The organism is Billgrantia gudaonensis, assembly GCF_900100195.1.
In the GTDB taxonomy this organism is placed as follows: domain Bacteria; phylum Pseudomonadota; class Gammaproteobacteria; order Pseudomonadales; family Halomonadaceae; genus Halomonas; species Halomonas gudaonensis.
Genome location: NZ_FNES01000017.1, coordinates 18870 through 40304 on the forward strand (window position 1 = coordinate 18870; position 21435 = coordinate 40304).

18 protein-coding genes are annotated in these 21435 nt (G+C 66.3%); 12 read left to right on the forward strand and 6 right to left on the reverse strand.

Annotated elements, in window-relative coordinates; genetic code table 11:
* Positions 1-94: 94 nt before the first annotated feature.
* Positions 95-1795 (reverse strand): putative bifunctional diguanylate cyclase/phosphodiesterase, encoded by a 1701-nt coding sequence (locus BLP96_RS16715; protein ID WP_089688452.1) that lies wholly within the window; start codon positions 1793-1795, stop codon positions 95-97.
* Between the two features lie 281 nt (positions 1796-2076).
* On the opposite strand from BLP96_RS16715, the gene BLP96_RS16720 reads away from it, so the two are divergent.
* Positions 2077-3411, forward strand: coding sequence for a sensor domain-containing diguanylate cyclase (locus tag BLP96_RS16720; RefSeq protein WP_089688454.1), 1335 nt, complete (start codon positions 2077-2079; stop codon positions 3409-3411).
* 10 nt (positions 3412-3421) lie between these two features.
* Here BLP96_RS16720 and BLP96_RS16725 read toward each other — a convergent pair whose 3' ends face one another.
* From BLP96_RS16725 to BLP96_RS16735, 3 genes are all read right to left on the reverse strand, one after another.
* A complete protein-coding gene (locus BLP96_RS16725) occupies positions 3422-3871 on the reverse strand; it encodes a universal stress protein (protein WP_089688456.1) in 450 nt (149 codons plus the stop codon).
* Between the two features lie 94 nt (positions 3872-3965).
* A complete protein-coding gene (locus tag BLP96_RS16730; protein WP_089688458.1) occupies positions 3966-5468 on the reverse strand; it encodes an SLC13 family permease in 1503 nt (500 codons plus the stop codon).
* A gap of 45 nt (positions 5469-5513) precedes the next feature.
* Complete coding sequence (locus tag BLP96_RS16735; protein WP_089688461.1) at positions 5514-5759, reverse strand: hypothetical protein; 246 nt, start codon at positions 5757-5759, stop codon at positions 5514-5516.
* Between the two features lie 121 nt (positions 5760-5880).
* Between BLP96_RS16735 and BLP96_RS16740 the strand changes: the two genes are divergently transcribed.
* Positions 5881-6681, forward strand: coding sequence for a TlpA disulfide reductase family protein (locus BLP96_RS16740; protein ID WP_089688463.1), 801 nt, complete (start codon positions 5881-5883; stop codon positions 6679-6681).
* A gap of 107 nt (positions 6682-6788) precedes the next feature.
* Positions 6789-9737 carry an RNA polymerase-associated protein RapA gene (rapA, locus tag BLP96_RS16745; RefSeq protein WP_089688466.1) on the forward strand — a complete coding sequence of 983 codons (2949 nt, stop codon included), beginning with the start codon at positions 6789-6791 and terminating at the stop codon, positions 9735-9737.
* A 6-nt stretch (positions 9738-9743) separates the two neighbouring features.
* Here rapA and BLP96_RS16750 read toward each other — a convergent pair whose 3' ends face one another.
* Complete coding sequence (locus BLP96_RS16750) at positions 9744-10649, reverse strand: TIGR01777 family oxidoreductase (protein WP_089688469.1); 906 nt, start codon at positions 10647-10649, stop codon at positions 9744-9746.
* Positions 10650-10736: 87 nt separating this feature from the next.
* Between BLP96_RS16750 and BLP96_RS16755 the strand changes: the two genes are divergently transcribed.
* From BLP96_RS16755 to BLP96_RS16795, 9 genes are all read left to right on the forward strand, one after another.
* Positions 10737-11768 carry an NAD(P)/FAD-dependent oxidoreductase gene (locus BLP96_RS16755; RefSeq protein ID WP_089688472.1) on the forward strand — a complete coding sequence of 344 codons (1032 nt, stop codon included), beginning with the start codon at positions 10737-10739 and terminating at the stop codon, positions 11766-11768.
* 185 nt (positions 11769-11953) lie between these two features.
* Positions 11954-12862 (forward strand): MerR family transcriptional regulator, encoded by a 909-nt coding sequence (locus BLP96_RS16760; RefSeq protein ID WP_089688474.1) that lies wholly within the window; start codon positions 11954-11956, stop codon positions 12860-12862.
* Between the two features lie 27 nt (positions 12863-12889).
* Positions 12890-14305 (forward strand): deoxyribodipyrimidine photo-lyase, encoded by a 1416-nt coding sequence (phrB, locus tag BLP96_RS16765; protein ID WP_089688475.1) that lies wholly within the window; start codon positions 12890-12892, stop codon positions 14303-14305.
* A 33-nt stretch (positions 14306-14338) separates the two neighbouring features.
* Positions 14339-14779: a nuclear transport factor 2 family protein gene (locus tag BLP96_RS16770; RefSeq protein WP_089688477.1), complete on the forward strand. Its 441-nt coding sequence runs from the start codon at positions 14339-14341 to the stop codon at positions 14777-14779.
* A 40-nt stretch (positions 14780-14819) separates the two neighbouring features.
* Positions 14820-15611 carry an SDR family NAD(P)-dependent oxidoreductase gene (locus tag BLP96_RS16775; RefSeq protein ID WP_089688479.1) on the forward strand — a complete coding sequence of 264 codons (792 nt, stop codon included), beginning with the start codon at positions 14820-14822 and terminating at the stop codon, positions 15609-15611.
* Positions 15608-16936 carry an NAD(P)/FAD-dependent oxidoreductase gene (locus BLP96_RS16780; RefSeq protein ID WP_089688481.1) on the forward strand — a complete coding sequence of 443 codons (1329 nt, stop codon included), beginning with the start codon at positions 15608-15610 and terminating at the stop codon, positions 16934-16936. Before BLP96_RS16775 ends, BLP96_RS16780 begins: the two co-directional genes overlap by 4 nt.
* A complete protein-coding gene (locus BLP96_RS16785; RefSeq protein ID WP_218118627.1) occupies positions 16933-17706 on the forward strand; it encodes a DUF1365 domain-containing protein in 774 nt (257 codons plus the stop codon). Before BLP96_RS16780 ends, BLP96_RS16785 begins: the two co-directional genes overlap by 4 nt.
* Entirely contained in the window at positions 17703-18971 is a 1269-nt protein-coding gene (locus tag BLP96_RS16790) for an SAM-dependent methyltransferase (protein ID WP_089688485.1), read from the forward strand. The genes BLP96_RS16785 and BLP96_RS16790 overlap by 4 nt, the downstream gene beginning before the upstream one ends.
* Before the next feature lie 6 nt (positions 18972-18977).
* A complete protein-coding gene (locus tag BLP96_RS16795; RefSeq protein WP_089688487.1) occupies positions 18978-19460 on the forward strand; it encodes a DUF2878 domain-containing protein in 483 nt (160 codons plus the stop codon).
* Here the strand turns inward: BLP96_RS16795 and BLP96_RS16800 are convergent.
* Positions 19431-21299 (reverse strand): putative bifunctional diguanylate cyclase/phosphodiesterase, encoded by a 1869-nt coding sequence (locus tag BLP96_RS16800; RefSeq protein WP_089688490.1) that lies wholly within the window; start codon positions 21297-21299, stop codon positions 19431-19433. The two genes, BLP96_RS16795 and BLP96_RS16800, sit on opposite strands and share 30 nt — an antisense overlap.
* Positions 21300-21435: the final 136 nt, after the last annotated feature.

The following is a 21435-nucleotide window of genomic DNA, read 5'->3' on the forward strand; positions in this document are numbered from 1 at the left end:
GGACTGGCTGCCTGCAAGCCCAGCTCTCGGACGGCGGCACTGATGCCGATACGGCCTGAACTCCGGCTGGAAGGCTCGAACCCGCTACTGTGCCTCACGCGGGGTGGCGGCTTTGCGTGGTCGGGCCGGGACTCTCCGCGGGGCCCATGAAACCGCTGACATTGAGCTCGTCGGCCGGCACGGGCTTGGCGAAATAGTAGCCCTGATAGGCATGGCAACGCTGCGCCGCCAGGTAGCGCCAATGCTCCCGGGTTTCGACGCCCTCGGCGATGATCTGCAGGTCGAGTGCCAAGCCCATGGCGATGATGGTCTCGACGATCACCCTATCGTCCGGATCCTCGTGCAGGTCGCGCACGAAGGACTGGTCGATCTTGATCTGATCCAGAGGCAGCCGCTTGAGGTACTGCAACGATGAGTAACCGGTGCCGAAATCATCCAAGGCAAAACGCAGCCCCAATTCCTTGAGGTGGTGCATACGCTGAATGGTCTCCTCGACGTGACCGATCACGGCACTCTCGGTCAACTCCAGCTTGAGACGACGAGGATCGGCGCCGGTGTGCGCCAGGATATTGGCGACCCGCTCGACGAAATCCGGCTGTTGGAACTGACGTGCGCTGACGTTGACGGCCAGCGTCAACCCGGCGGTAAGCGGCGATCGTTGCCAGAGGACCAGCTGACGGCAAGCGGCTTCCAGCACCCAGTGGCCGATCGGCACGATCAATCCCGTTTCCTCGGCGAGCGGAATGAAGTCGCCCGGCGATACCCGCCCCCGCTCCGGGCTGTTCCAACGCAGCAGCGCTTCGGCACCGATCGGCTTCCCACCGACATCGACCTGGAGCTGATAGAACAGACACAACTGCTGGCGCTCGATGGCCAGACGCAGCCCCTGCTCCAATGCCGTTCGCGCCTCGATCACGGCCTGCACTCGCGGATCGTAGAAGCAGGCCGCATCGCGCCCTTCCTGCTTGGCGCGCAGCACTGCCGCATCGGCATGGCGAAATAGCGTCTCCGCATCGCTATCGCCATCCGGAAAGATCACGATGCCCTGACTTGCACTGATGAAGTGGCGCTGCCCCTCGATCTCGAAGGGAGCACCGAAAGTCTCAGCCAACCGTATGGCCAGGCTCTCGACACGGTCCGCGACGGTCATGTGCTTCTCGCCCAGCGCACCCACGACCACGGCGAACTCATCACCGCCCAGGCGACCCAGGATCGCGACATCGTCCAGCAACCGTTGCAACCGCTCGCTCACCTTGCGCAACAGCTGATCTCCCACACCGTATCCCCCGCTGTCGTTGATACGCTGAAAATGATCAAGATCCAGCAAGATCAATGCCCCGAGGGTGCCGTTGCGACGACTGAGCTCCAGCGAATGCGCCAAGTGTTCGCTCATCAGCCGCCAGTTGGGGAGGTCGGTGAGCGTGTCATAATAAGCCAGGCGGTGAACCTCACGCTCGGCACAGCGCCGCCGGCACTCCGCTTCGCGCCAGCGCAGCAATGCCGAAGCCAGCCGGCCTGTCGGCCCACGAGCCCTGCCGGCCAGTGCCTCTACGGGCGTCAGAGCAGTCAGATCGGAAGCCGGGGCTGCCAGAGCGAGGATGGCATCGCCGATGACCATCAGCTGACGATGCAGCCGAAAGGCCATCAGGCTGGCAATCAGCAACAGCACCGCCAGGCCCGCGCCCACCATCCAGGCCGGCAGCTGCCAGACACCGATGCCGAACAGCGTAGCCGACGCCAGCAACAGCAACATCGGCAACAACAGCAGCAAGCGCAGTCGAAGGGAGTCGTTCATTTTCTCGAGGTCTCTTGTCTCGCAGGCGGCTACATTGCCCGGTTCCCATGGTGAACCAGCCTGCTTCTGACTCCATATCTTAGGCGGCATATCATTTTTGTACAATTTATTGGCACAAATTGCGGCCATAAGTACAACTTTTGTAAAGCTACATGCTAGCTCCATGTCGGGTACCCAGACACGGGCAAAGGGGGTATGCTCTAGGGCGTATCACCTTTCATCATCCCCCTTCGCTCAAGCTACTTGCCTGACCGGCTTGCTTCAGGACAAGGAGAGTGCTCGTGGCGTCCAACGGGCTCGACACCGCTCCCGGCAACGACTTCCGCCCCCCTCGGGCATTCCGCGACATCCATGCCAATGCCGATCTCGACACCCTGCGCGAGAAGTTCTATCAACTCTATATCGCCGTGGAGCAGAGTCCGGCGGCCACCGCCATCACCGACACCGAAGGCCGCATCGAGTACGTGAACCAGCGCTTCCTCGACGTCACCGGCTTCAGCCGCGAAGAGCTGCTCGGCAAGACACCGGCCATGATCCAGTCGGGCATGACGCCAGAGGACGTCTACCGCGACATGTGGCAGACCCTGCGTAGTGGTCGGGTGTGGAAGGGCGAACTGCAGAACCGCAAGAAGAACGGTGAGCTGTACTGGGAGTCGGAAGTCATCACCCCCGTACGCGACGACCGGGGGCGAGTGGTCAACTTCGTAGCCGTGAAGGAAGACATCACCGAGCGCAAGCGCCAGGAAGACGAGCTCAAGGTCATGGCCAGCGTGTTCGAGACGGGGCAGGCGACACTGATCACCGATCCGGACATGTGCATCGAAAAGGTCAACCAGGCCTTCACCGACATCACCGGCTACCGCGCCGAGGAAGTGATCGGCCAAACGCCGCGGCTATTCAAATCGGGCGTGCACGACCAGGCTTTCTACGCCCGGCTGTGGGATGCGGTGCTGGAGACCGGGCACTGGCAGGGCGAAATCTGGAACCGCAATAAGTACGGCGACATCTATCCTCTGTGGCAGTCCATCACCGCGGTACGCGATGAAGCTGGCGACATTCGCCACTTCATCGCCGTGTTTCACAGCATCGCCGAGCGCAAGCAGATGGAGATCGAGCTGGAGCGCCAGGCCACTCGCGATCACCTCACCGGCGCCCACAATCGCCGTGCCTTCGATCGGGCCATTCGCCAGGCGATCCGTCAGGCGGAACACAGCGGCGACGGCTTCTCGCTGCTGCTGTTCGACATCGACCACTTCAAGGCGGTCAACGACAGCTACGGACACGACGCTGGCGACGCCATCCTCAAGCGCCTGGCGACTCGCGCCGGCGAAGGGCTGCGCAGTACCGACCTGCTCGCCCGCTGGGGCGGCGAGGAGTTCGCCATCCTGCTGCTCGACACGCCGCTCAAGGGAGCCACCACCTTCGCCGAAAGGCTTCGCGAGCAGGTCGCCATGTCACGCTTCGAGGGGCTGGCCATCACCATCAGCCTGGGCATCACCGAGTATCGGCCCGGCGACGACCTGGACAGCCTGCTCGCCAGGGCCGACGACGCCCTCTACCGCGCCAAGCGCAGCGGCCGCAATACGGCCGCGGTCGCCACCGGCCAGCAGGACTGACCCAGCGCCATCAGGTCACCGTGATCACCGTACAGGGGGCCGCATGCGACACCTTGTGCGAGACGCTGCCCAGCAGCATGCCCTGCAGGTTACTCATGCCACGGCTGCCCATGACGATGGTGTCGACACCGAGGGCCTCGGCTTCGGCGAGTATGACCTCGTTGGGCCTGCCCTCACGAACGTGTTCCTCGACGACGACCCCATCGAGGCTCACCGACCCACGCGCATGGGCAAGGACCCCTTCGGCGTCACGGCGCATGCGCTCGGCCAACTGCGCTCGGCGCTCTTCCGTGAAGGGCACCCCCGGGGCACCGGCTAGAATGCCGATGTCATCGGGGTATTCGCTGACATGCAGCAGATGAAGGGTGGCCGAAGCGCTGCGCGCCAGCTGCGCGGCCACCGCCAGGGCCTTCTCGGCATGCGCTGACCCATCGAGGGGAACCAGTATGGCATGTGTCATCGGCAATCCTGCCCTTCCGTGCATGATCATGAAGATGCGTAACCCAGGCTGCTTCTCTCCAGATTAGACGCAACGGGGCAGACTCACCATGGCATCACGACGCGGCCCAGCCAAAGCCCAGCACCGGCATCACCAGCGCGAACACCACCAGGGTGATCAGGAGGACGCCCACCAAGCTCACCAACGCCCCGGCCCGCACCATATCGATCACGCGAAGCTTGCCACTGGCGAACACCACGGCGTTGGGCGGAGTAGCCACCGGCAGCATGAAGGCACAACTGGCTGCCATGGCGACCGGCACCGCGAGCAGCAAGGGGCTCGCCTCCAGGCTCACCGTCAGCGAAGCCGTCAGTGGCAGAATGGCAGCCGCCGTGGCGGTGTTGCTGGTCACGTGGCTCATCAGCATCACGACCGTCGCCACCAGAGCGACCAGGCTCCACGTCGGCCAACTGCCGAAGGTGGCGAGCCCTTCGGCCACCGCGGCGGCCAGGCCGCTCGACTCGATGGCACTGCCCAGGCTGAGCCCTCCGCCCACCAGTACCAGAACCCCCCAGGGCAGGTGGCGAGCGCTTTCCCAGTCGAGCAGGAACTGACGCTCGCGCCATCGGGCCGGCACCGCAAACAGCAGCACCGCGGCGATCATGGCGATCCCCGCATCGCTGAGCTCGATGCCGGGCAGCCACACCTGCAACAGGGGGCGGGTGACCCAGGCCAAGGCCACCAGAACGAAGATCGCGGCCACCCGACGTTCGGGGCCATGCATGCGTCCCAGGTCGGCAGCCTGCTCCTCGATCAGCGCCGCCACGCCGGGCAGAGGCTCGCGCGGTAGCGGGTAGACGAGACGGGTGAGCAACCACCAGGCCAGCACGAGCAGTACCAGTGCGGGCGGCACCGCGAACAACATCCACTGGGCGAAGCCGATCTCGATGCCGTAGCTCTCGGCCATGAAACCGGCCAGAAGGGCATTGGGAGGCGTGCCGATCAGCGTGCCCATACCACCGATATTGGCCGCCAGAGCGATCCCCAGCAGCAGCGTCAACGCCATGTGCCGGCTCGCCCCCACACCGCCCTGTCGCTCCAGCAGCCCCAGCACTGAAAGACCGATGGGCACCATCAAGGCGGCCGTGGCAGTGTTGCTCACCCACATGCTGAGGCCGGCGGTGGCCAGCATGAACCCGCCCACCAGCTGATGGGGACGATGTCCGGCCAAACGCAGCACCAGCATGGCGATGCGTCGATGCAGGCTCCAGCGCTGGATGGCCTCGGCCAGCAGAAAACCGCCCAGGAACAGAAACAGCAGCGGATTGGCATAGGGCGCCGCCACCTCGGCAATGGGCGCCACACCCAGCAGTGGCAGCAGCGCCACGGGAAGCAGCGCGGTGACCGCGATGGGCACCGGCTCGGCCACCCACCAGACCGCCATCCAGGCGGTCAGTGCGACCACCTGCCAAGCCGTCGCGGGCACCCCCTCCGGTGCCGGCAGGCCGACCAGCGCCAAAGCCATCAGCGGGCCGCCCAACAACCCGATCGCCAGCCAGGCGCGCTGACGTCGCGCCGTGCGTGCCGCCTCGGCCTGCTCCTGTGGCGGTTCGTCCATCGCCTCTCTCCTGTATGCCGATATCGCTGGCGCAACGCGCGCGACTCAAGACGCCTCGTCGTCGTCCAGGGCAGCCAGGCGACGATCCCGCGATTTGCGCGCCCGGTTGCGCCGATACAGGCGTACCAGAGCGATGCTCAGCGCACACAGCAGCATGGCGGCCAGCGTCCAGCCCTGCCAGGGCCGAGCGGCATCGCCCATCAGCGTCTCCAGGGTGATGATCAGGATGAAACCGCAGGCCTGACTGGCAATCGCCAGGGCACGCAGAGTATCGAAAGCTTGCTTGGCCATGAAGGCTCCTGCCAGGTGACATGCCCCGCCACGAACAGTAGGCTTGGCCAGACGTCGTGACGCAAGTCCGTGATTCTACCCGGTCCCGCCGCCCGCGCCGACCCATGACGGAGCCCCACCCATGGATGCGTTCGCTCTTGGCCCCGTACTGATTTCCGTGCCGCGCCTGTATGCGCTGGCCTGCGCTGCGCTGCTGCTAGCTGCTGCCTGGCTGCTGCTGGGCCTCTCGCCGGGTGCACGGGCACGCTGGTTCAACGGCCTGCTCCTGACCTGGCTGGTGGGAGCGCGGCTGGGCCACGTGGCGCTCAACCTGGATGCCTACGCTGCCGCACCGCTGGATGTCCTCAAGCTGTGGCAGCCCGGCTACCACGGCCTGTGGGGACTGCTCGCGGCCCTCGTCTGGACCGGCTGGGCCCTGCGCGACCACCTGCTGCGCCTGATCGGCGCCATGGCGCTGACGCTGGGCGCCTCGGTGCTGTGGCTGGTGCTCGTCACTCTGGCTCCGCTGGGCAGCGACGCCAGCCTGCGCGAACTGCCCGACCTCACCCTGGAGAACCTCGAGGGAGAAGCGGTCGAACTGAGTTCGCTGGCCGGCGAGCCCGTGGTGCTCAACCTCTGGGCCACCTGGTGCCCGCCCTGCCTGCGCGAACTGCCCCTGCTCGCCGAAGCCGACCGACGCGACGACGTCACCGTGGTGGTGGCCAACCAGGGCGAGGAGCTGCTCCAGGTGGCCCGCTACCTGGACGAACAAGCGCTGGACTTCCGCTACCCGCTGCTCGACCCCAACCAGGAGCTGATGGTGCTCAGCGAATCGCCGGGGCTACCCACTACCCTGTTCTTCGATGCCGAGGGTCGTGTGGCCGAGCGCCACGTTGGCGAACTGACTCGCGCTCAGCTCGATGCCTGGCTCGATCACGACTGACATCCCCTTAAGCCGTGCGGGGCTTTCAGGTAGAATCCTCCGCCCCATGGCCGCCAGCCCCGCGATGGCGGTTCGCGCACCGTGACATCCGTATCCTTCGAGGCAGCATGAGCGACTATTCCCCCGGCCAGCGCTGGATCAGCGACGGCGAGGCCGAACTCGGCCTGGGCACCATCCTGAACAGCGATTCTCGCAGCGTCACCGTCCTGTTCGGTGCCAGCCAGGAAACCCGAACCTACAGCAGCCGCCAGGCACCGCTGACGCGGGTAGTCTTCGGCAGCGGCGACCGCATCCGCGCTGCCGAGGGCTGGACGCTCACCGTCGACGACACCAAGGAAATCGACGGCCTGATCGTCTACATCGGCGAGGACGAGCAGGGCGAACTCGCCGAGCTGCCCGAAGCGCGCCTGGCCGACACCATGCAGTTCGACCAGGCGCGCGACCGCCTGCTCACCGGCCAGGTCGATCGTAACGACTGGTTCGACCTACGCTTCCGCACGCTGCACCACCACCACCGCGTGGAGCAGAACCCGGCGCTTGGCCTGGCCGGCCCGCGCATCGACCTGATCCCCCACCAGCTCTACATCGCCGACGAGGTCTCGCGGCGCCACGCGCCACGAGTGCTGCTGGCCGACGAGGTAGGACTGGGCAAGACCATCGAGGCAGGACTGATCCTGCACCGTCTGCTGCTCACCGGCCGCGCCGAACGGGCGCTGATCCTGGTGCCGGCCAGCCTCACCCATCAGTGGCTGGTGGAACTACTGCGTCGTTTCGCCCTGGAGGTGAGCTTGCTCGACGAGCAACAGAGCCAGGCACACGGCGACGCCAACCCCTTCGAAGCGGGTCAGCTCATTCTGGCCAGCCAGGACTGGCTGTTCTCCAATCCTCACCGCCAGACCCAGGCCGAGGCCTGCGATTGGGATCTGCTGATCGTCGACGAAGCCCACCATCTCGACTGGAGCGAGGCGCAGATCGGCCCCGGCTACGCCTGTGTGGAGCGCCTGGCCGCAGGAAGCGAGGGCGTGCTGCTGCTCACCGCCACTCCCGAACAGATGGGCGTCGAGAGCCATTTCGCACGCCTGCGCCTGCTCGACCCGGATCGCTACCACAGCCTGGCCGCTTTCCGTGCGGAGGAAGCCCACTACGTAGAGGTCGCCGAAGCCATCGACGCTCTGCAGCGTCTGCCCGGCGCCGAAGCGGATCGCGAGCGCATCGCCGCGGTGATCGACGAGCCCGACAGCCTGGCGCTGCTCGCCACTCTGGCCAACCCCGAGGCCGACGCGGAACAGCGCGATGCCGCGCGCGATCAGCTGCGCGATCAGTTGCTCGACCGCCACGGCACTGGCCGGGTGATGTTCCGCAACAGCCGCCGTCACGTGGGCGGATTTCCCGAACGACATCTGCACGTTGCACCGCTGGCACCGCCCGCCGCCTATCGCCGGGTGCTGCGCAAGCTGGCCCGCGACGAGGACTACCTGGACGAGCTGCTGATCGAGACCGGCCTCGACCATCCCGATGTGCTGATCTACCCGGACGCCATGTACCGAGCGCTGACCGACGACCCACTGAATGAGGAACCCTGGTGGCAGATCGACCCGCGGGTACCCTGGCTGCTGGAGCGCCTGGCCGATGACGGCGAAGACGGGCTCGCCGGCGACAAGGTGCTGGTGATCGCCCACGACCGCGAGACCGCCGAGGGCCTGGCCGAGGCGCTGCGCGTACTGGGTGGCTACCACGCCCCGCTGTTCCACGAAGGGCTCTCCCTGGTCGAGCGCGACCGCGCCGCAGCAGCCTTCGCCGACGAGGAAGAGGGTTGCCAGGTGCTGGTATGCTCGGAGATCGGCTCCGAGGGTCGCAACTTCCAGTTCTGTCGCCACCTGGTGATGTTCGACCTGCCGCTGCACCCCGACCAGTTGGAACAGCGCATCGGCCGCTTGGACCGCATCGGCCAGCGCCACGCCATCGAGCTGCACGTCCCGGTGTTCGAGGCCAGCCCTGGCGAAAAGCTGCTGCGCTGGTACCGCGACGGCATGGACGCCTTCAGCACGCCCCACGGCATCGGCAGCGAGATCTTCGACGCCTTCGGTGACGCCCTGGCGGACGCCCTGCTCGACGACGAGGCCCTGGAAGAAGTGATCGCCGAGACCCGGGCACTGTTCGAGAGCCGCCTGGCCGAGCGCGATGCCGGGCGCAACCGCCTGCTGGAGTGGGGCGCCTGCCGTTCCGAGCGCGCCGAAGCGGTGGCCAAGAACATCCTTGAGCTGGACGAGGACCGCGCCCTGCCCCGCTACCTGGACCTGGCACTGGACATCTTCGGCGTCGACAGCCAGGAGCTCGGCGGCGACATCCAGCATCTGGTGGCAGGCCCGCAGATGCTCGACGGACTGCCCGGTCTGGCCAAGGGCGAGGAGGGCTTCTCAGCCACCTTCTCGCGCTCGCGAGCCCTGGCCCGGGACGACGTCCAGCGGCTCTCCTGGGAGCATCCGCTGCTGCGCGAAATGATGGGACGCATCCTCGACGGCACCATGGGCAACACCGCCCTGGCTCTGCTCGAGCACCCGACGCTACCCGCCGGCCGCGTCATGGCGGAGCTGATCTATCGCACTCACTGCCCGGCGCCGAAGAAGCTGCATCTCAACCGGTTTCTGCCGCCTACCGCCGTACGCGTGCTGCTCGACGAGTCCGGCGTCAACCTCACCGACAAGATCTCCTTCACGGGGCTGTCCAGGAACGTGCAGAAAGTGAAGAAGGCCATGGCACGCGACCTGATCCGCAGTCGCCTGACGGTGCTGCGCGAGCTGCTCGATCGCGGCGAAGGCGAAGCGGAACGCGAGCTGCCGAGCATCGTCGAGGCCGCTCAGTTCCGCATGCGCGAGGAACTCGACGGCGAGCTGGCACGCCTGATGGCACTGGCACGACGCAACCCCGCAGTACGCGACGACGAGCTGACGGCGCTGCGCGACGAACGTGCCGCCCTTGACGCGGCGATCGAAGGCACCCGCCTGCGGCTGGATGCGGTACGGGTGATCGTCACCGTCGGCGAGGAAACGCACTGAAGGCATTTAGCCCAGAATATCCGCCAGGGCGGCCTCCAGCGTCTCGAAGCGGAACGTGAAGCCCGCCTCGAGCAGCCGCTTGGGGCGCATGTCGGCGCCGGTGAGCAGCAGCCGCGACATCTCGCCGAGGGCGGTCTCCAGCACGATGGCCGGCACCGGGAGAAACGCCGGGCGCCCCAGTTGCCCGGCCAGGGTGCGGGCGAACTCGGCGTTGGTGACCGGATGCGGAGCACTGCCGTTGAACGGTCCTTTCAGGTCGTCACGGTCCAGCAAGAAGAGAATCGCCCGCACCAGATCCTCGCGATGAATCCACGGCATGTACTGCCGGCCACTGCCGAAACGCCCGCCCATCCCCAGCTTGAAGGGCGGCAGCATCTTCTGCAGGCTGCCGCCGCCGGCGTCCAGTACCAGGCCGATGCGCAGCAATGCCACGCGCGTGCCGAACTCTTCCGCCTCCCTGGCGGCATCCTCCCAGCGCTTGCACAGCCGATGCGCGAACTCGTCATGCGGCGGCGTCTCCTCGCTCACTTCGCGATCGCCCTGGTCACCGTAGTAGCCCATGGCCGAGCCCGACACCATTACCTGCGGCACGGGGTCGCCGCGCTGTGACAGCTGCTCGCAGAGAATCACCAGATCGCGAGTGACATTGACCCGCGAGTCGATCAGCCGCGTTTTCTGCTCGTCGCTCCAGCGCTTGGCGGCGATGGACTCACCGGCCAGGTTGACGATGGCCTGCGGTGGCGATTCGACGAAATCGAGCACCGAATGGCGGATGTCGGTACCCGTCGGCAGACGCGAACGCACCGCTTCGGGGTCGCGGGATACCACCAGCAGCTCATGCCCAGCCTCCGACAGTCGCTGACACAGCCGCTGGCCGACGAAGCCACTGCCTCCCGTGATCAACACGCGCATAGCGATTTCCTCCCGTGAGACAGATGTTGTACACATATTGTACATATCTGTTAGTCTAGTAGAAACTCTACCCGGTGCGAGACCGTAATGACCACGATCGACCGCCCCAACACCGCCATCATCGGCGCCGGCATTGCCGGACTGGCCTGCGCCCGTGCGCTCCAAGACGCCGGTCATCCGGTCACGCTGTTCGAAAAAGCCCGCGGACCCGGAGGACGCATGGCGAGCCGGCACCTCGGCACGGCCACGGTGGACCTCGGTGCACAGTACTTCAGCGTAAGGGATGAAGCCTTCCAAGGCGAAGTCGAGCAGTGGGTGGCCGCTGGCGTGGTGGCCACTTGGCCAACCAGCCACTACCGGGTCGTCGGCAATGCCTGGCAGGCACACAGCGACCAAGCCCAGCGCTACGTCGGCATGCCGCGCATGAGTGCAGTCACCCGCCACCTGGCACGGGGTTTGTCTCTGGTGACCGAGACCCGCATCTCTCGCCTTGCCGAAGAGGCCGATGGCTGGTGGCTGAGCGATCCCGAGGGGATGGAACACGGCCCCTTCGACCGGGTAGTGATCAGCATCCCGGCTCCACAGGCACAAGCCCTGGTGGAGCCACACGACACCACCCTGGCCTCGGCCTGCCGTCCACTTGCCCAGCACCCCTGCTGGGCCGCCTGGGTACGTTTCGATGCGCCACTGCCGGCAATGCCCGGTGTGGCGCCGGGGTGGCAGGCGGCAACGTTGAACGACGGCCCGTTACGCTTCGTAGCCCGCAACGACCACAAGCCTGGCCGCGAGCGGCAGGGCGAAAGCCTTACCCTGCTGGCCCGTACCGACTGGAGCGAAGCCCAGTACGATGCGTCTGCCGACTGGGTCGCCGAACAGCTTCTGGCCGCCTTCTTCGCTGCCCTGCCCGATGGCACCCACCTGCCGCTGCCCGTGGCCACGGGCGCGCATCGCTGGCGCTACGCGCATCCGGCATCGCACGGCGACACCCGCTCTCATGACTACCGAACGACCGCCAGCGGACTGGCTCTGTGCGGCGATGGCTGGCGTGGCCCCCGAGTGGAGGATGCCTGGCTCTCGGGGCACCATCTCGGCCAATCCCTGACTGGCTCCCAGCCATGAACCGGAGGCGCACTCTCCGCCTTCACGGGGGCATTGCCCGCCGTCATCGCGGAATACGACATGAAAACCGCGACGATCAAATCGCAACGGTTGTACATGGCGCGCTTGGTGTACAATATTAGGCGACATAGAGCCCCGCGCGCTCCACCGGGCCGAATTCGCGCAAGCAAGAGGCAACCTCCGTCATGACCGACCCCCATCCGACCGACACACCGCTCTACCCCATTCGCGAAGTGTCCCGTCTCACGGGCGTCAATTCGGTCACTCTGCGTGCCTGGGAGCGACGCTACGGCCTGATCCGTCCCCAGCGCACCCCCAAGGGACATCGCCTCTATGCCCGCGAGGACATCGAAAGGGTCGAGCGCATCCTGCAGTGGTTGGGCCGTGGCGTCCCCGTCAGCCAAGTCAAGGATCTGCTCGACCAGCCGGAAACCACCAGTGCGCCCGAGCCCGCTTCGGACGACTGGCCCAGCCAACGTCGCCAGCTGATCTCCGCCGTCGAAGCTCTCGACCTGGCGCGTATGGAAACCCTGTTCAATCAGAGCCTGGCTCTCTATCCGGTGGTCACCTGTCTGGCCGAACTCTGGCAACCCACGGTGCACCACCTGGAAGAACACTGGGACGATCAGCTGGGGGCTCGCCTGCAGCGGCTGTGCCTGGAAACCTTCCTGCGCACGCGCATCGGTACGCGCCTGTATCACGCCAACCAGATTTCACTGGGCCCCACCCTACTGGTCATGCCTCTACCCGACGATCCCGGCCCGTTGTGGTTGCTGCTGGCTGCCCTGGCCGCCAGCGATGCCGGCTACCGCGTCCAGTTGCTCGACGCATCGCTACCCACGACCGAATTGCCCCTGGCCGTGGAGCGCTTCAAGGCCAATGCCCTGCTGCTGGCCAGCGGTCGCGCCGAACGCGCCGAACTGGTCCGTCGCCAGCTTCCCAGGCTCGCCGAGCAGCTCGATGTACCCCTGGCGCTATGCGGCCCGGTAGCGCGCATTCGTGCGGCGGAACTCACCGACGGCCCCGTGACGCTGCTGGGCGACGATCTTCCCCAGGCCGTAGCACGTCTGCGCCCGCTGCTGCGCGACGGCTGAGCCCCACCGCTACCGGAGACTCCTGCCATGTCGCCCGTGCTGATGTGGTTTCGCAGCGACCTGCGCATTCACGACAACACCGCCCTGGCGGCCGCCGCCCGGCAAGGGCCAGTGATCGCCGTCTTCGTACGTAGCGTGGCGCACTGGCATCGTCACGGTCACGGCGCCAACAAACTCGACTTCTGGCAACGTGGGGTGAAAGCGCTGAGCGAGGCGCTCGCCGGCCTCAACATCCCTCTGCTTCACCGCGATATCGACGATTTCCAGGACGCCCCCGCCGCCTTGCTGACCCTGGCACGAGAGCACGGCGCCACGGCACTGCACTTCAATCACGAATACCCGCTCGACGAGCAGCGGCGTGATGCCGCAGTGATCGATGCCTTCACCCAGGCCGGCCTGACCGCCCGTGGCCACCATGACGCCGTGGCCTTCGCACCGGGCGAACTGCTCACCGGCAAGGGGGACTACTATGGTGTCTTCACCCCCTTCGCCAAGGCCTGGCACCGCCAGTTGACGTTACAGCGCCTGGCACTGCACGACGTTCCCGCGCCTCAACCCCCGTTGGCTCTCGAGCCGGACCGGCTACCCGAGCTTCCGGCACTGCAGGACCCTCCCGTGGGGGCGCACTGGTGGCCGGCTGGAGAAGAAGCGGCCAGCGACCGCCTGGAGCGCTTCCTGCGCTTTCGCGCTCGCCACTATGCAGCGCAGCGCGACTTCCCCGGCATTCGCGGTACCAGCGAGCTCTCGCCCTATCTGGCGCTCGGCATGCTCTCTCATCGCCAGTGCCTGCAGGCCGTGCTCGGCGAGAACGACGGCCGACTGGCAGACGGCGAACATGGCCTGACGAGCTGGGTCAACGAACTGATCTGGCGCGAGTTCTACCAGCACGTGGCAGTCGGCTTTCCACGCGTCTGCCGCCACCGCCCCTTCCAGGCCTGGAGCGAAGCGCTACCCTGGCGCGACGACGAGGCCGGCTTCACGGCCTGGTGCGAAGGGCGCACCGGCTACCCCATCGTCGATGCCGCCATGCGCCAGCTGGTGCAGACCGGCTGGATGCACAACCGCCTGCGCATGGTCAGCGCCATGTTCCTGGCCAAGCATTTGCTGATCGACTGGCGCCGCGGCGAGGCGTTCTTCCTCCGGCACCTGGTGGACGGCGAGTTCTGCGCCAACAACGGCGGCTGGCAGTGGGCGGCCTCTACCGGTACCGATGCGGTTCCCTATTTTCGCATTTTCAACCCCATGACCCAGGCCCGGCGTTTCGACCCGGAAGGCACCTTCATTGCCGAATTCGTACCGGAACTGTCCAAGCTTCCCGCTCGCCATCGCCATGACCCGCCTAGCGATATCCGGCACCGGCTGAACTACCCACAACCCATCGTCGACCACAGGGTCGCTCGGCAGCGCGCCCTGGATACCTTCAAGTCACTGAAAAACGACTGATCCCCTCTCCCTTCCCAGCCTGGAGGACTCTGCATGTCCACCGACCCTGCGCTGGAGGCCTTCTGTGCCTTCTTCAATAAACTCGACAAGACCTATACAAATAATCTCTACAAGATCTATACTGAGGACGTGGTGTTCAGTGATCCCCTCCACCATATCGAGGGACGTGCCGCGTTGCAGCGCTACTTCGACACCCTGTACGCCAACGTGAAAACCTGCCGTTTCGCGTTTCACGACAGGCTGCACCAGGGTCGAGAGGCCTGCGTCACCTGGACGATGCACCTCGAACATCCACGACTGGCGGGCGGTCAGCCGTTCTCGGTATCCGGCTGCTCGCGCCTGACCTTCGCTGCCGACGACACGCAGCGGGTCTGCCGCCACCACGACTACTTCGACGTGGGCGCGATGCTCTACGAGCGACTGCCGATGCTCGGGCCCACGATTCGCTGGATCAAGCGCCGCGTCGGCGACTGACGACCTCGAGTCGGCGCCAGGCGGCAGGAGAGGGACAGGCATGACGGCTCTCAGCGGCTCACGCCGTATCTGGCTGACCGGCGCCTCCTCCGGCATCGGTTTGGCCGTGGCCCGAAAACTGCTCGACCAGGGGCACAGGGTGGCACTGAGCGCCCGGAGCGTAAGCGCTCTCACCGCGCTTGCAGAAGTGCGTGACAACGCCCTGGTCGTGCCGCTCGACACCACGGACCCGCAGGCAGTGGCGCGGGCTGCCGACCGGATCGACGACGCCTTCGGTGGCCTCGACCTGGCACTGCTCAATGCCGGCACCTGCGAATACCTGGATGCCCGACACTTCGACATGGCGCTGGTGAAGCGGGTACTGGACGCCAATCTCTACGGCACGCTGCACTGCCTGGATGCGGCCCTGCCTTTGCTTCGTCGGGCCCGCGCCGCCAACGGCCGCCCTCTGATCGCCGTGACGTCCAGCGCCGCCGCCTACCTGCCTCTGCCGCGTGCCGAAGCCTATGGCGCCTCCAAGGCGGCACTCAGCCACTTCATGGAAGCCCTGCGCATCGACCTGATCGACGAGGGTATCGACGTCAGCGTGATTCATCCCGGCTTCGTGAAGTCGCCGCTCACCGACCGCAACGATTTCCCCATGCCGCTGCGCATCGATGCCGAAACCGCCGCCCAGGCAATCCTCGAAGGCCTCGAGGCGCGCCGCCTGGACATACACTTTCCCCGCCGTTTCACGCTGGCGATACGCCTGCTGGGCATACTTCCCCCCGGCCTGCGCCTGCGGATCGGCCGGCGGCTGGCCCGCCCCAACGACATGGAGAGCCGCTCATGAATGCTCCCGTTCCCCTGCCTGGCGCGCCCCAGCGCATTGCCATCGTGGGCAGCGGCATCAGCGGCATGGCCGCCGCCTGGTATCTCAACGCCCATCACGAAGTCACGCTCTTCGAGGCCGCTGACCGTCTGGGCGGCCATACTGCCACCGTGGATGTGAGCGTCGGGGGCCGTGACTACGCCATCGATACCGGCTTCATCGTCTTCAACGACCGTACCTACCCGCATTTCCGCACGCTGCTCGCCGAACTCGGCATGGCCAGCCAGCCCACCGAAATGAGCTTCTCGGTACACGAGACCGACCGCGACTTCGAATACAACGGTCACACCCTGGGCACGCTCTTCGCCCAGCGACGCAACCTGCTGCGACCGCGTTTCCACCGCCTGCTGGCCGATATCATGCGCTTCAACCGCCGTGCGGTGCGCGACCTGGAAGACGGCCAACTGACCGATACCCTGACCCTTGGCGAATACCTCATCGCCGGCGGCTACGGCAACGACTTCGCCAGTCGCTACCTGCTTCCCATGGGGGCGGCCATCTGGTCGGCCAGCCTGGCCGATCTGCGTGCCATGCCAGCCCTGTTCTTCGTCCGCTTCTTCCATCACCACGGCTTGCTGTCCCTCAGCAACCGACCGCAGTGGCACACCCTGGTGGGTGGCTCGCGGGCTTACGTTCCGGCATTGACGGCGCCCTACGCGCAGCGCATCCGCCTGGCCACACCGGTGCTCGGCCTGCGCCGACTGGCCGACGGCATATCCCTGCGCACCGCCTCGGGCAACGAACGCTTCGATCAGGTGGTACTGGCCTGCCATGCCGACCAGGCCCTGGCGCTGCTCGACGATCCCAGTCCGGCGGAGCGCGACATCCTCGGCGCCTTGCCCTATCGCGACAACCAGGTGGTACTGCACACCGATACTCGCCTGCTGCCGCGCCGACAGCGCGCCTGGGCGAGCTGGAACTACCGCCTGGACGGTCGAGGCGAAGGGGCTCGCGTTTCGGTGACCTACGACATGAACATCCTGCAGCGCATCGATGCCCCCGAGACGTTCTGCGTCACCCTCAACGACAGCGCAGCCATCGACCCGCGACGCGTGCTGGGGCGCTACACCTATGCCCATCCCCAGTTCAGCCGCGCGGGGCTTGCCGCCCAGGCACGCCATGCAGAAATCTCGGACACGGCACGACGCACCCACTACTGCGGCGCCTACTGGCGCAACGGCTTCCACGAGGATGGCGTGTGGAGCGCCCTGCGCGTGGCCAACGCGCTGGCGGTCACCGCCATGCCCGGCCGACGCCCAGCGATGCCGCTGGAGACGACATCGTGATGGCGTCTCCTCGCTCCCGACTCTATCGCGGCACCCTGCGCCATCGCCGTTTCGTGCCCCTTCATCATGCGTTCCACTATCGGCTGTGGATGTTGTGGCTCGACCTGGACGAACTGCCGGGACTGTTCGACGGAGTACCCGGCTTCAGCGCGCGACGCCCCGCCCTGGCACGCTATCGCCGCGAGGACTACCTGAGCCCCCATGGGCCTGCGCTGGCCGAAGTGGCGCGCAGCGAGGTCGCTCGTCAACTGGGCAGCGCCCCGGCCGGGCGAGTGTGTCTACTCACCCAGCTACGCACCCTCGGCTCGGGCTTCAACCCGCTATCGCTCTACTACCTGCACGACGAAGCCGATCAGTTGCGTGCCGTGCTCGGCGAGGTGACCAACACCCCCTGGGGGGAGCGTACCCGCTACGCCTGTGCCGTGGATCCGCGACGGCACAGCCATGGTGCCCAGTTTGCCAAGGCGCTGCACGTATCGCCGTTCCACCCCATGGACATGACCTACCGCTGGCGTTTCAACACGCCAGGAGAAGCCCTGCTGCTGCATATGGAGAACTGGAAGGCGGGAGAGCGCCATTTCGATGCCACCCTGACGCTGACCGGGGCGCCGGCCACCCGCCGTGCACTGCTCGCCGCCCTGGCCAGCCAGCCCGCCATGAATTTCGCCACGCGCCTGGGTATCCACTGGCAGGCGCTGCGCCTATGGCTGAAGGGCGTACCGATTCATGACCACCCCGGTCCTGCGCCGGCCAAGGAGACGACACGATGACCACCCTGCGCACTGCCACCTCACGCTCCCCATCAACGGCTCGTGAGCGCCTGTCGCGCTGGCTCAAGCCCCATCTTCTGGCCACCCTCGATCGTCTGGAGGGCGGTCGGATCACGCTGATCGAGGGCAGCGACTGTCATCACCTGGGCCAAGGCGGCGAACTGAACGTCACGCTGGTGGTACGCGAACCCAGGGCCTGGCGGCGGCTGGCTCTGGGCGGCAGCGTCGGCGCCGCCGAGGCCTATATCGACGGCGACTGGGAAGTCGACGACCTGGTCACCTTGGTTCGCCTGTTCGCGCTCAACCTCGAGCGGGTCAATGGTGAGCTGGAAACCGGTACGGCGCGGGTGGGGCGCTGGCTGCTGGGGGCTCTCCACTGGCTGCAACGCAACACGCCGGCCGGCGCCAAGCGTAACATCGCCGCTCACTACGACATCGGCAACGACCTGTTCGCGACCTTCCTCGACCGCGAGCACGCCATGTACTCCAGCGCGCTCTTTCCCCACCCCGCGGCCAGCCTGGAAGAGGCCTCCACCCACAAGCTGGACCGGCTCCTCGACCGGCTCGACGTGCGTGCCGAGCACCACCTGCTGGAGATCGGCACCGGCTGGGGCGGCTTGGCCATCCACGCAGCAAGAACCCGCGGTTGCCGGGTCACCACGACGACGATCTCCGACGAACAGTACGCCTTCGCCGCGCGTCGTATCGAGGAGGAGGGTCTGGGCGAGCGCATCACCCTGCTCAAACGGGATTACCGGGAGCTTTCCGGTCGCTACGACCGATTGATCTCGGTGGAAATGATCGAGGCGGTGGGCCACCACTACCTAGCGACCTATCTAGCGACCCTCGACCGCCTGCTCAAGGACGACGGCCTGGCCATGCTGCAGGCCATTACCATCCGCGACCAGCGCTACGCCGCCGCTCGGCGCGAGATGGACTTCATCAAGCGCCATGTCTTTCCTGGCGGCTTCCTGCCCTCGCACCATGCCATTCTCGCCGGCCTGGCAAAGCGCACGTCGCTCAACGTGCTGTCGCTGGAAGAAGTCGGCCCACACTATGCCCGCACCCTGCGCGAATGGCGCCACCGCTTCGAATCCAACCTGGAGCGCATTCGGCGGTTAGGCTACGACGAGCGCTTCATTCGCCTGTGGCGCTACTATCTCTGCTACTGCGAAGGGGGATTTCTGGAGCGCACCATCGGTACCTGCCACCTGCTGCTGGCCAAGCCCAGAGCCCGGCCGGCACCGCTCAGCGGCGCAGTTTGAGGCGCGATGGCAATGCCCGTGATCGTCAACCTGATGGCTTTTCAGGTCGGATGGTTCACCTGCGTGCTAGGCGGTTCGAGAGCAGGGGGGATCGTGGTCGCCCTCATCCTGGCAGGGCATTGGCGCTGGCTGGCGCGCCCGGGAGAGTGGCGTTGGCTGGTCGGCTTTGCCGGCTTGGGATTCGCGGTGGAGACGGCTCTGACGCTCGGCGGCGGCTATGACTTCGGCACGCCCCCGCGCGTACTGCCACCGGCCTGGCTGTGGCTGCTATGGCCGCTGTTCGCCACACTGCTCCACCACGGCCTGGCCTGGCTATGGCACCGTCCCTGGTTGGCCATCGGGGGCGGTGCGCTGGGCGGCACGACCTCCTATGCCGTGGGGGCACGGCTGGCCGATGTGGAGCTGGCCGTCTGGATGCTACCCGTGCAAGCTGTGCTGTGGGGCGCCCTCTGTGGATGGCTATGTCGACGGCTGGGAACCCAGCGCTGAGACATCGGCGCGTTGGGCATCGGAGGCCTGCTGCCATTGATCGATCAGCGCCTGGGCCGGTGCCGGACGGGCGAAGAGGAAGCCTTGAACCAGGCTGCAACCGGCCGCGTTCAGGAAGTCGAGCTGCTCCTGGGTCTCGACCCCTTCGGCGATGACGTCCAGCTCGAGGCCGCGCGCCATGGCCAGGACGGCACTCACGATGGAGGCATCGGCGGCGTCATCGGGGAGCGAGCGGATGAAGGCACGGTCGAGCTTGATCTTGTCCAGGGGCAGGTGCTTGAGATAGGAGAGCGAGGAGTAGCCGGTGCCGAAGTCGTCGATGGCGATACGATGCCCGCGGGCACGCAGCGCCTTGAGTCGCGGCACGATATCCCCCGCACGCTCGTCGAGCAGCACCGACTCGGTGATCTCGAGCCCGAGTTGGGACGCCGGAATGCCGTGGCGAGCCAGCCCCGAAGAGAGCGCCGATTCGAGCTCGCCCTGGAACATCTGGATCGCCGAGATGTTGATCCATACCGGCAGCGCCGGCAAACCCAGCTCCCGCCAGCGCGCCATCTGCGCCAGCGCCTCGTCGATCACCCAGTTGCCCAGCGGGCCCATCAGGCCATGGCGTTCGGCCAGTGGGATGAACTCCCCCGGCGACACCATGCCGTGCTCGGGATGGCGCCAGCGCAGCAGCGCCTCCATGCCCACCACGCCACCGTCATGAGTGCGATGCTGGGTCTGGTAGTGCAGTTCCAGCTGATCGCCGGTAGCCAGGGCGTCACGCAACGCATAGACCAGCGCCATGTGGGGGCTGTCCTGGACGTCGAGGGCCGGACGAAAGCGCTGACTGAGATTACGGCCATGGCGCTTGGCGGCATACAGCGCCGACTCTAGGCGCTGGAAGAGCACGCCGGAATCGCGACCGTCCTCCGGAGCACGGCAGCTACCGATGGAGAGCCCCAGGCGCAGCGTGCGGCTGGCCACCTCGAAGGGCTCGCTCAGGTACTGACGCAGCCCGGACACCCATTTGTCATGGTCGTCGAAGGTGGTCGTGCGGATGACCAGGAACTCGTCACCGCCCAGTCGCCCCACCACGCCGCCGGCCACGTGACGCGCCAGTCGCTGACCGAAACGGGCCAGCAGTCGGTCGCCCTGCTCGACACCCAGGCTGTCGTTGACCGACTTGAAACCGTCGATGTCGACGATGGCCATGTCGAGACTTTCGCCGGCGCGCAGGTGGCGCAGCCGCGAGGTCATCAGGTCGTGCAGGCGGCGACGGTTGGGCAGGCCGGTGAGTGGATCTTCGAAACCGATGCGACGCAAGTCCTGTTCGCGCGCCTTGTGCACCGATATGTCGCTGAACGTGCCGACGTAGTGAGTGATCCGCCCTTGGCGATCGACGATGGCCTTGAGGCGCAGCCACTCGGGATATTCGTCGCCCTGCTTGCGACGATTCCATATCTCGCCCTCCCAGCGCCCCTTGGTTGCGAGGGTCTGCCACAGCCTCTGGAAGAATGCGCTGTCGTGCCGCGCCGCCGCCAGGTTGGCGGCATTGAGCCCACGCACTTCGTCTTCGCTGAAGCCGGTGATGCGAGTGAAGGCTGGATTGACGGCCAGGATGCGGTTGTCGGCATCGGTAATCTGCACCCCCTCCTCGGAGAGCATCAATGCCTGCTGCATCAGTTCGGCATTCTGTCGATCGCGTCTCAGTTGCCGCCAGGTGTCTACCAGACCCAGCACCACCACGCCCACCGCCACCAGCCGCAGGCCAGGCGACGGCAACCAGACGCAGGCCGGCAAGGCTGCCAGGGCGAGCCAGAAAAGGGGGCGATTGAGGGTCAGCGAAGGCGCCATGTAGGTTCCCGGTAGGCGGCGATGAGCGCAGGATAACGCGTCACGGCAAGACGTCGTGAGTAGAGAACGGTATCGTCATCTTGCGCCAATACTTTACCCTCTGGGCCGAGTGACGTCATGCTGGCGTGCATTCGCC

Bases quoted from the DNA above. Each gene is read 5' to 3' on its own strand.
- BLP96_RS16715 (WP_089688452.1), bottom strand. From the start codon at position 1,795: ATGAACGACTCCCTTCGACTGCGCTTGCTGCTGTTGTTGCCGATGTTG.
- BLP96_RS16725 (WP_089688456.1), bottom strand. From the start codon at position 3,871: ATGACACATGCCATACTGGTTCCCCTCGATGGGTCAGCGCATGCCGAG.
- BLP96_RS16730 (WP_089688458.1), bottom strand. From the start codon at position 5,468: ATGGACGAACCGCCACAGGAGCAGGCCGAGGCGGCACGCACGGCGCGA.
- BLP96_RS16735 (WP_089688461.1), bottom strand. From the start codon at position 5,759: ATGGCCAAGCAAGCTTTCGATACTCTGCGTGCCCTGGCGATTGCCAGT.
- BLP96_RS16740 (WP_089688463.1), top strand. From the start codon at position 5,881: ATGGATGCGTTCGCTCTTGGCCCCGTACTGATTTCCGTGCCGCGCCTG.
- rapA (WP_089688466.1), top strand. From the start codon at position 6,789: ATGAGCGACTATTCCCCCGGCCAGCGCTGGATCAGCGACGGCGAGGCC.
- BLP96_RS16750 (WP_089688469.1), bottom strand. From the start codon at position 10,649: ATGCGCGTGTTGATCACGGGAGGCAGTGGCTTCGTCGGCCAGCGGCTG.
- BLP96_RS16755 (WP_089688472.1), top strand. From the start codon at position 10,737: ATGACCACGATCGACCGCCCCAACACCGCCATCATCGGCGCCGGCATT.
- BLP96_RS16760 (WP_089688474.1), top strand. From the start codon at position 11,954: ATGACCGACCCCCATCCGACCGACACACCGCTCTACCCCATTCGCGAA.
- phrB (WP_089688475.1), top strand. From the start codon at position 12,890: ATGTCGCCCGTGCTGATGTGGTTTCGCAGCGACCTGCGCATTCACGAC.
- BLP96_RS16770 (WP_089688477.1), top strand. From the start codon at position 14,339: ATGTCCACCGACCCTGCGCTGGAGGCCTTCTGTGCCTTCTTCAATAAA.
- BLP96_RS16775 (WP_089688479.1), top strand. From the start codon at position 14,820: ATGACGGCTCTCAGCGGCTCACGCCGTATCTGGCTGACCGGCGCCTCC.
- BLP96_RS16780 (WP_089688481.1), top strand. From the start codon at position 15,608: ATGAATGCTCCCGTTCCCCTGCCTGGCGCGCCCCAGCGCATTGCCATC.
- BLP96_RS16790 (WP_089688485.1), top strand. From the start codon at position 17,703: ATGACCACCCTGCGCACTGCCACCTCACGCTCCCCATCAACGGCTCGT.
- BLP96_RS16795 (WP_089688487.1), top strand. From the start codon at position 18,978: ATGGCAATGCCCGTGATCGTCAACCTGATGGCTTTTCAGGTCGGATGG.
- BLP96_RS16800 (WP_089688490.1), bottom strand. From the start codon at position 21,299: ATGGCGCCTTCGCTGACCCTCAATCGCCCCCTTTTCTGGCTCGCCCTG.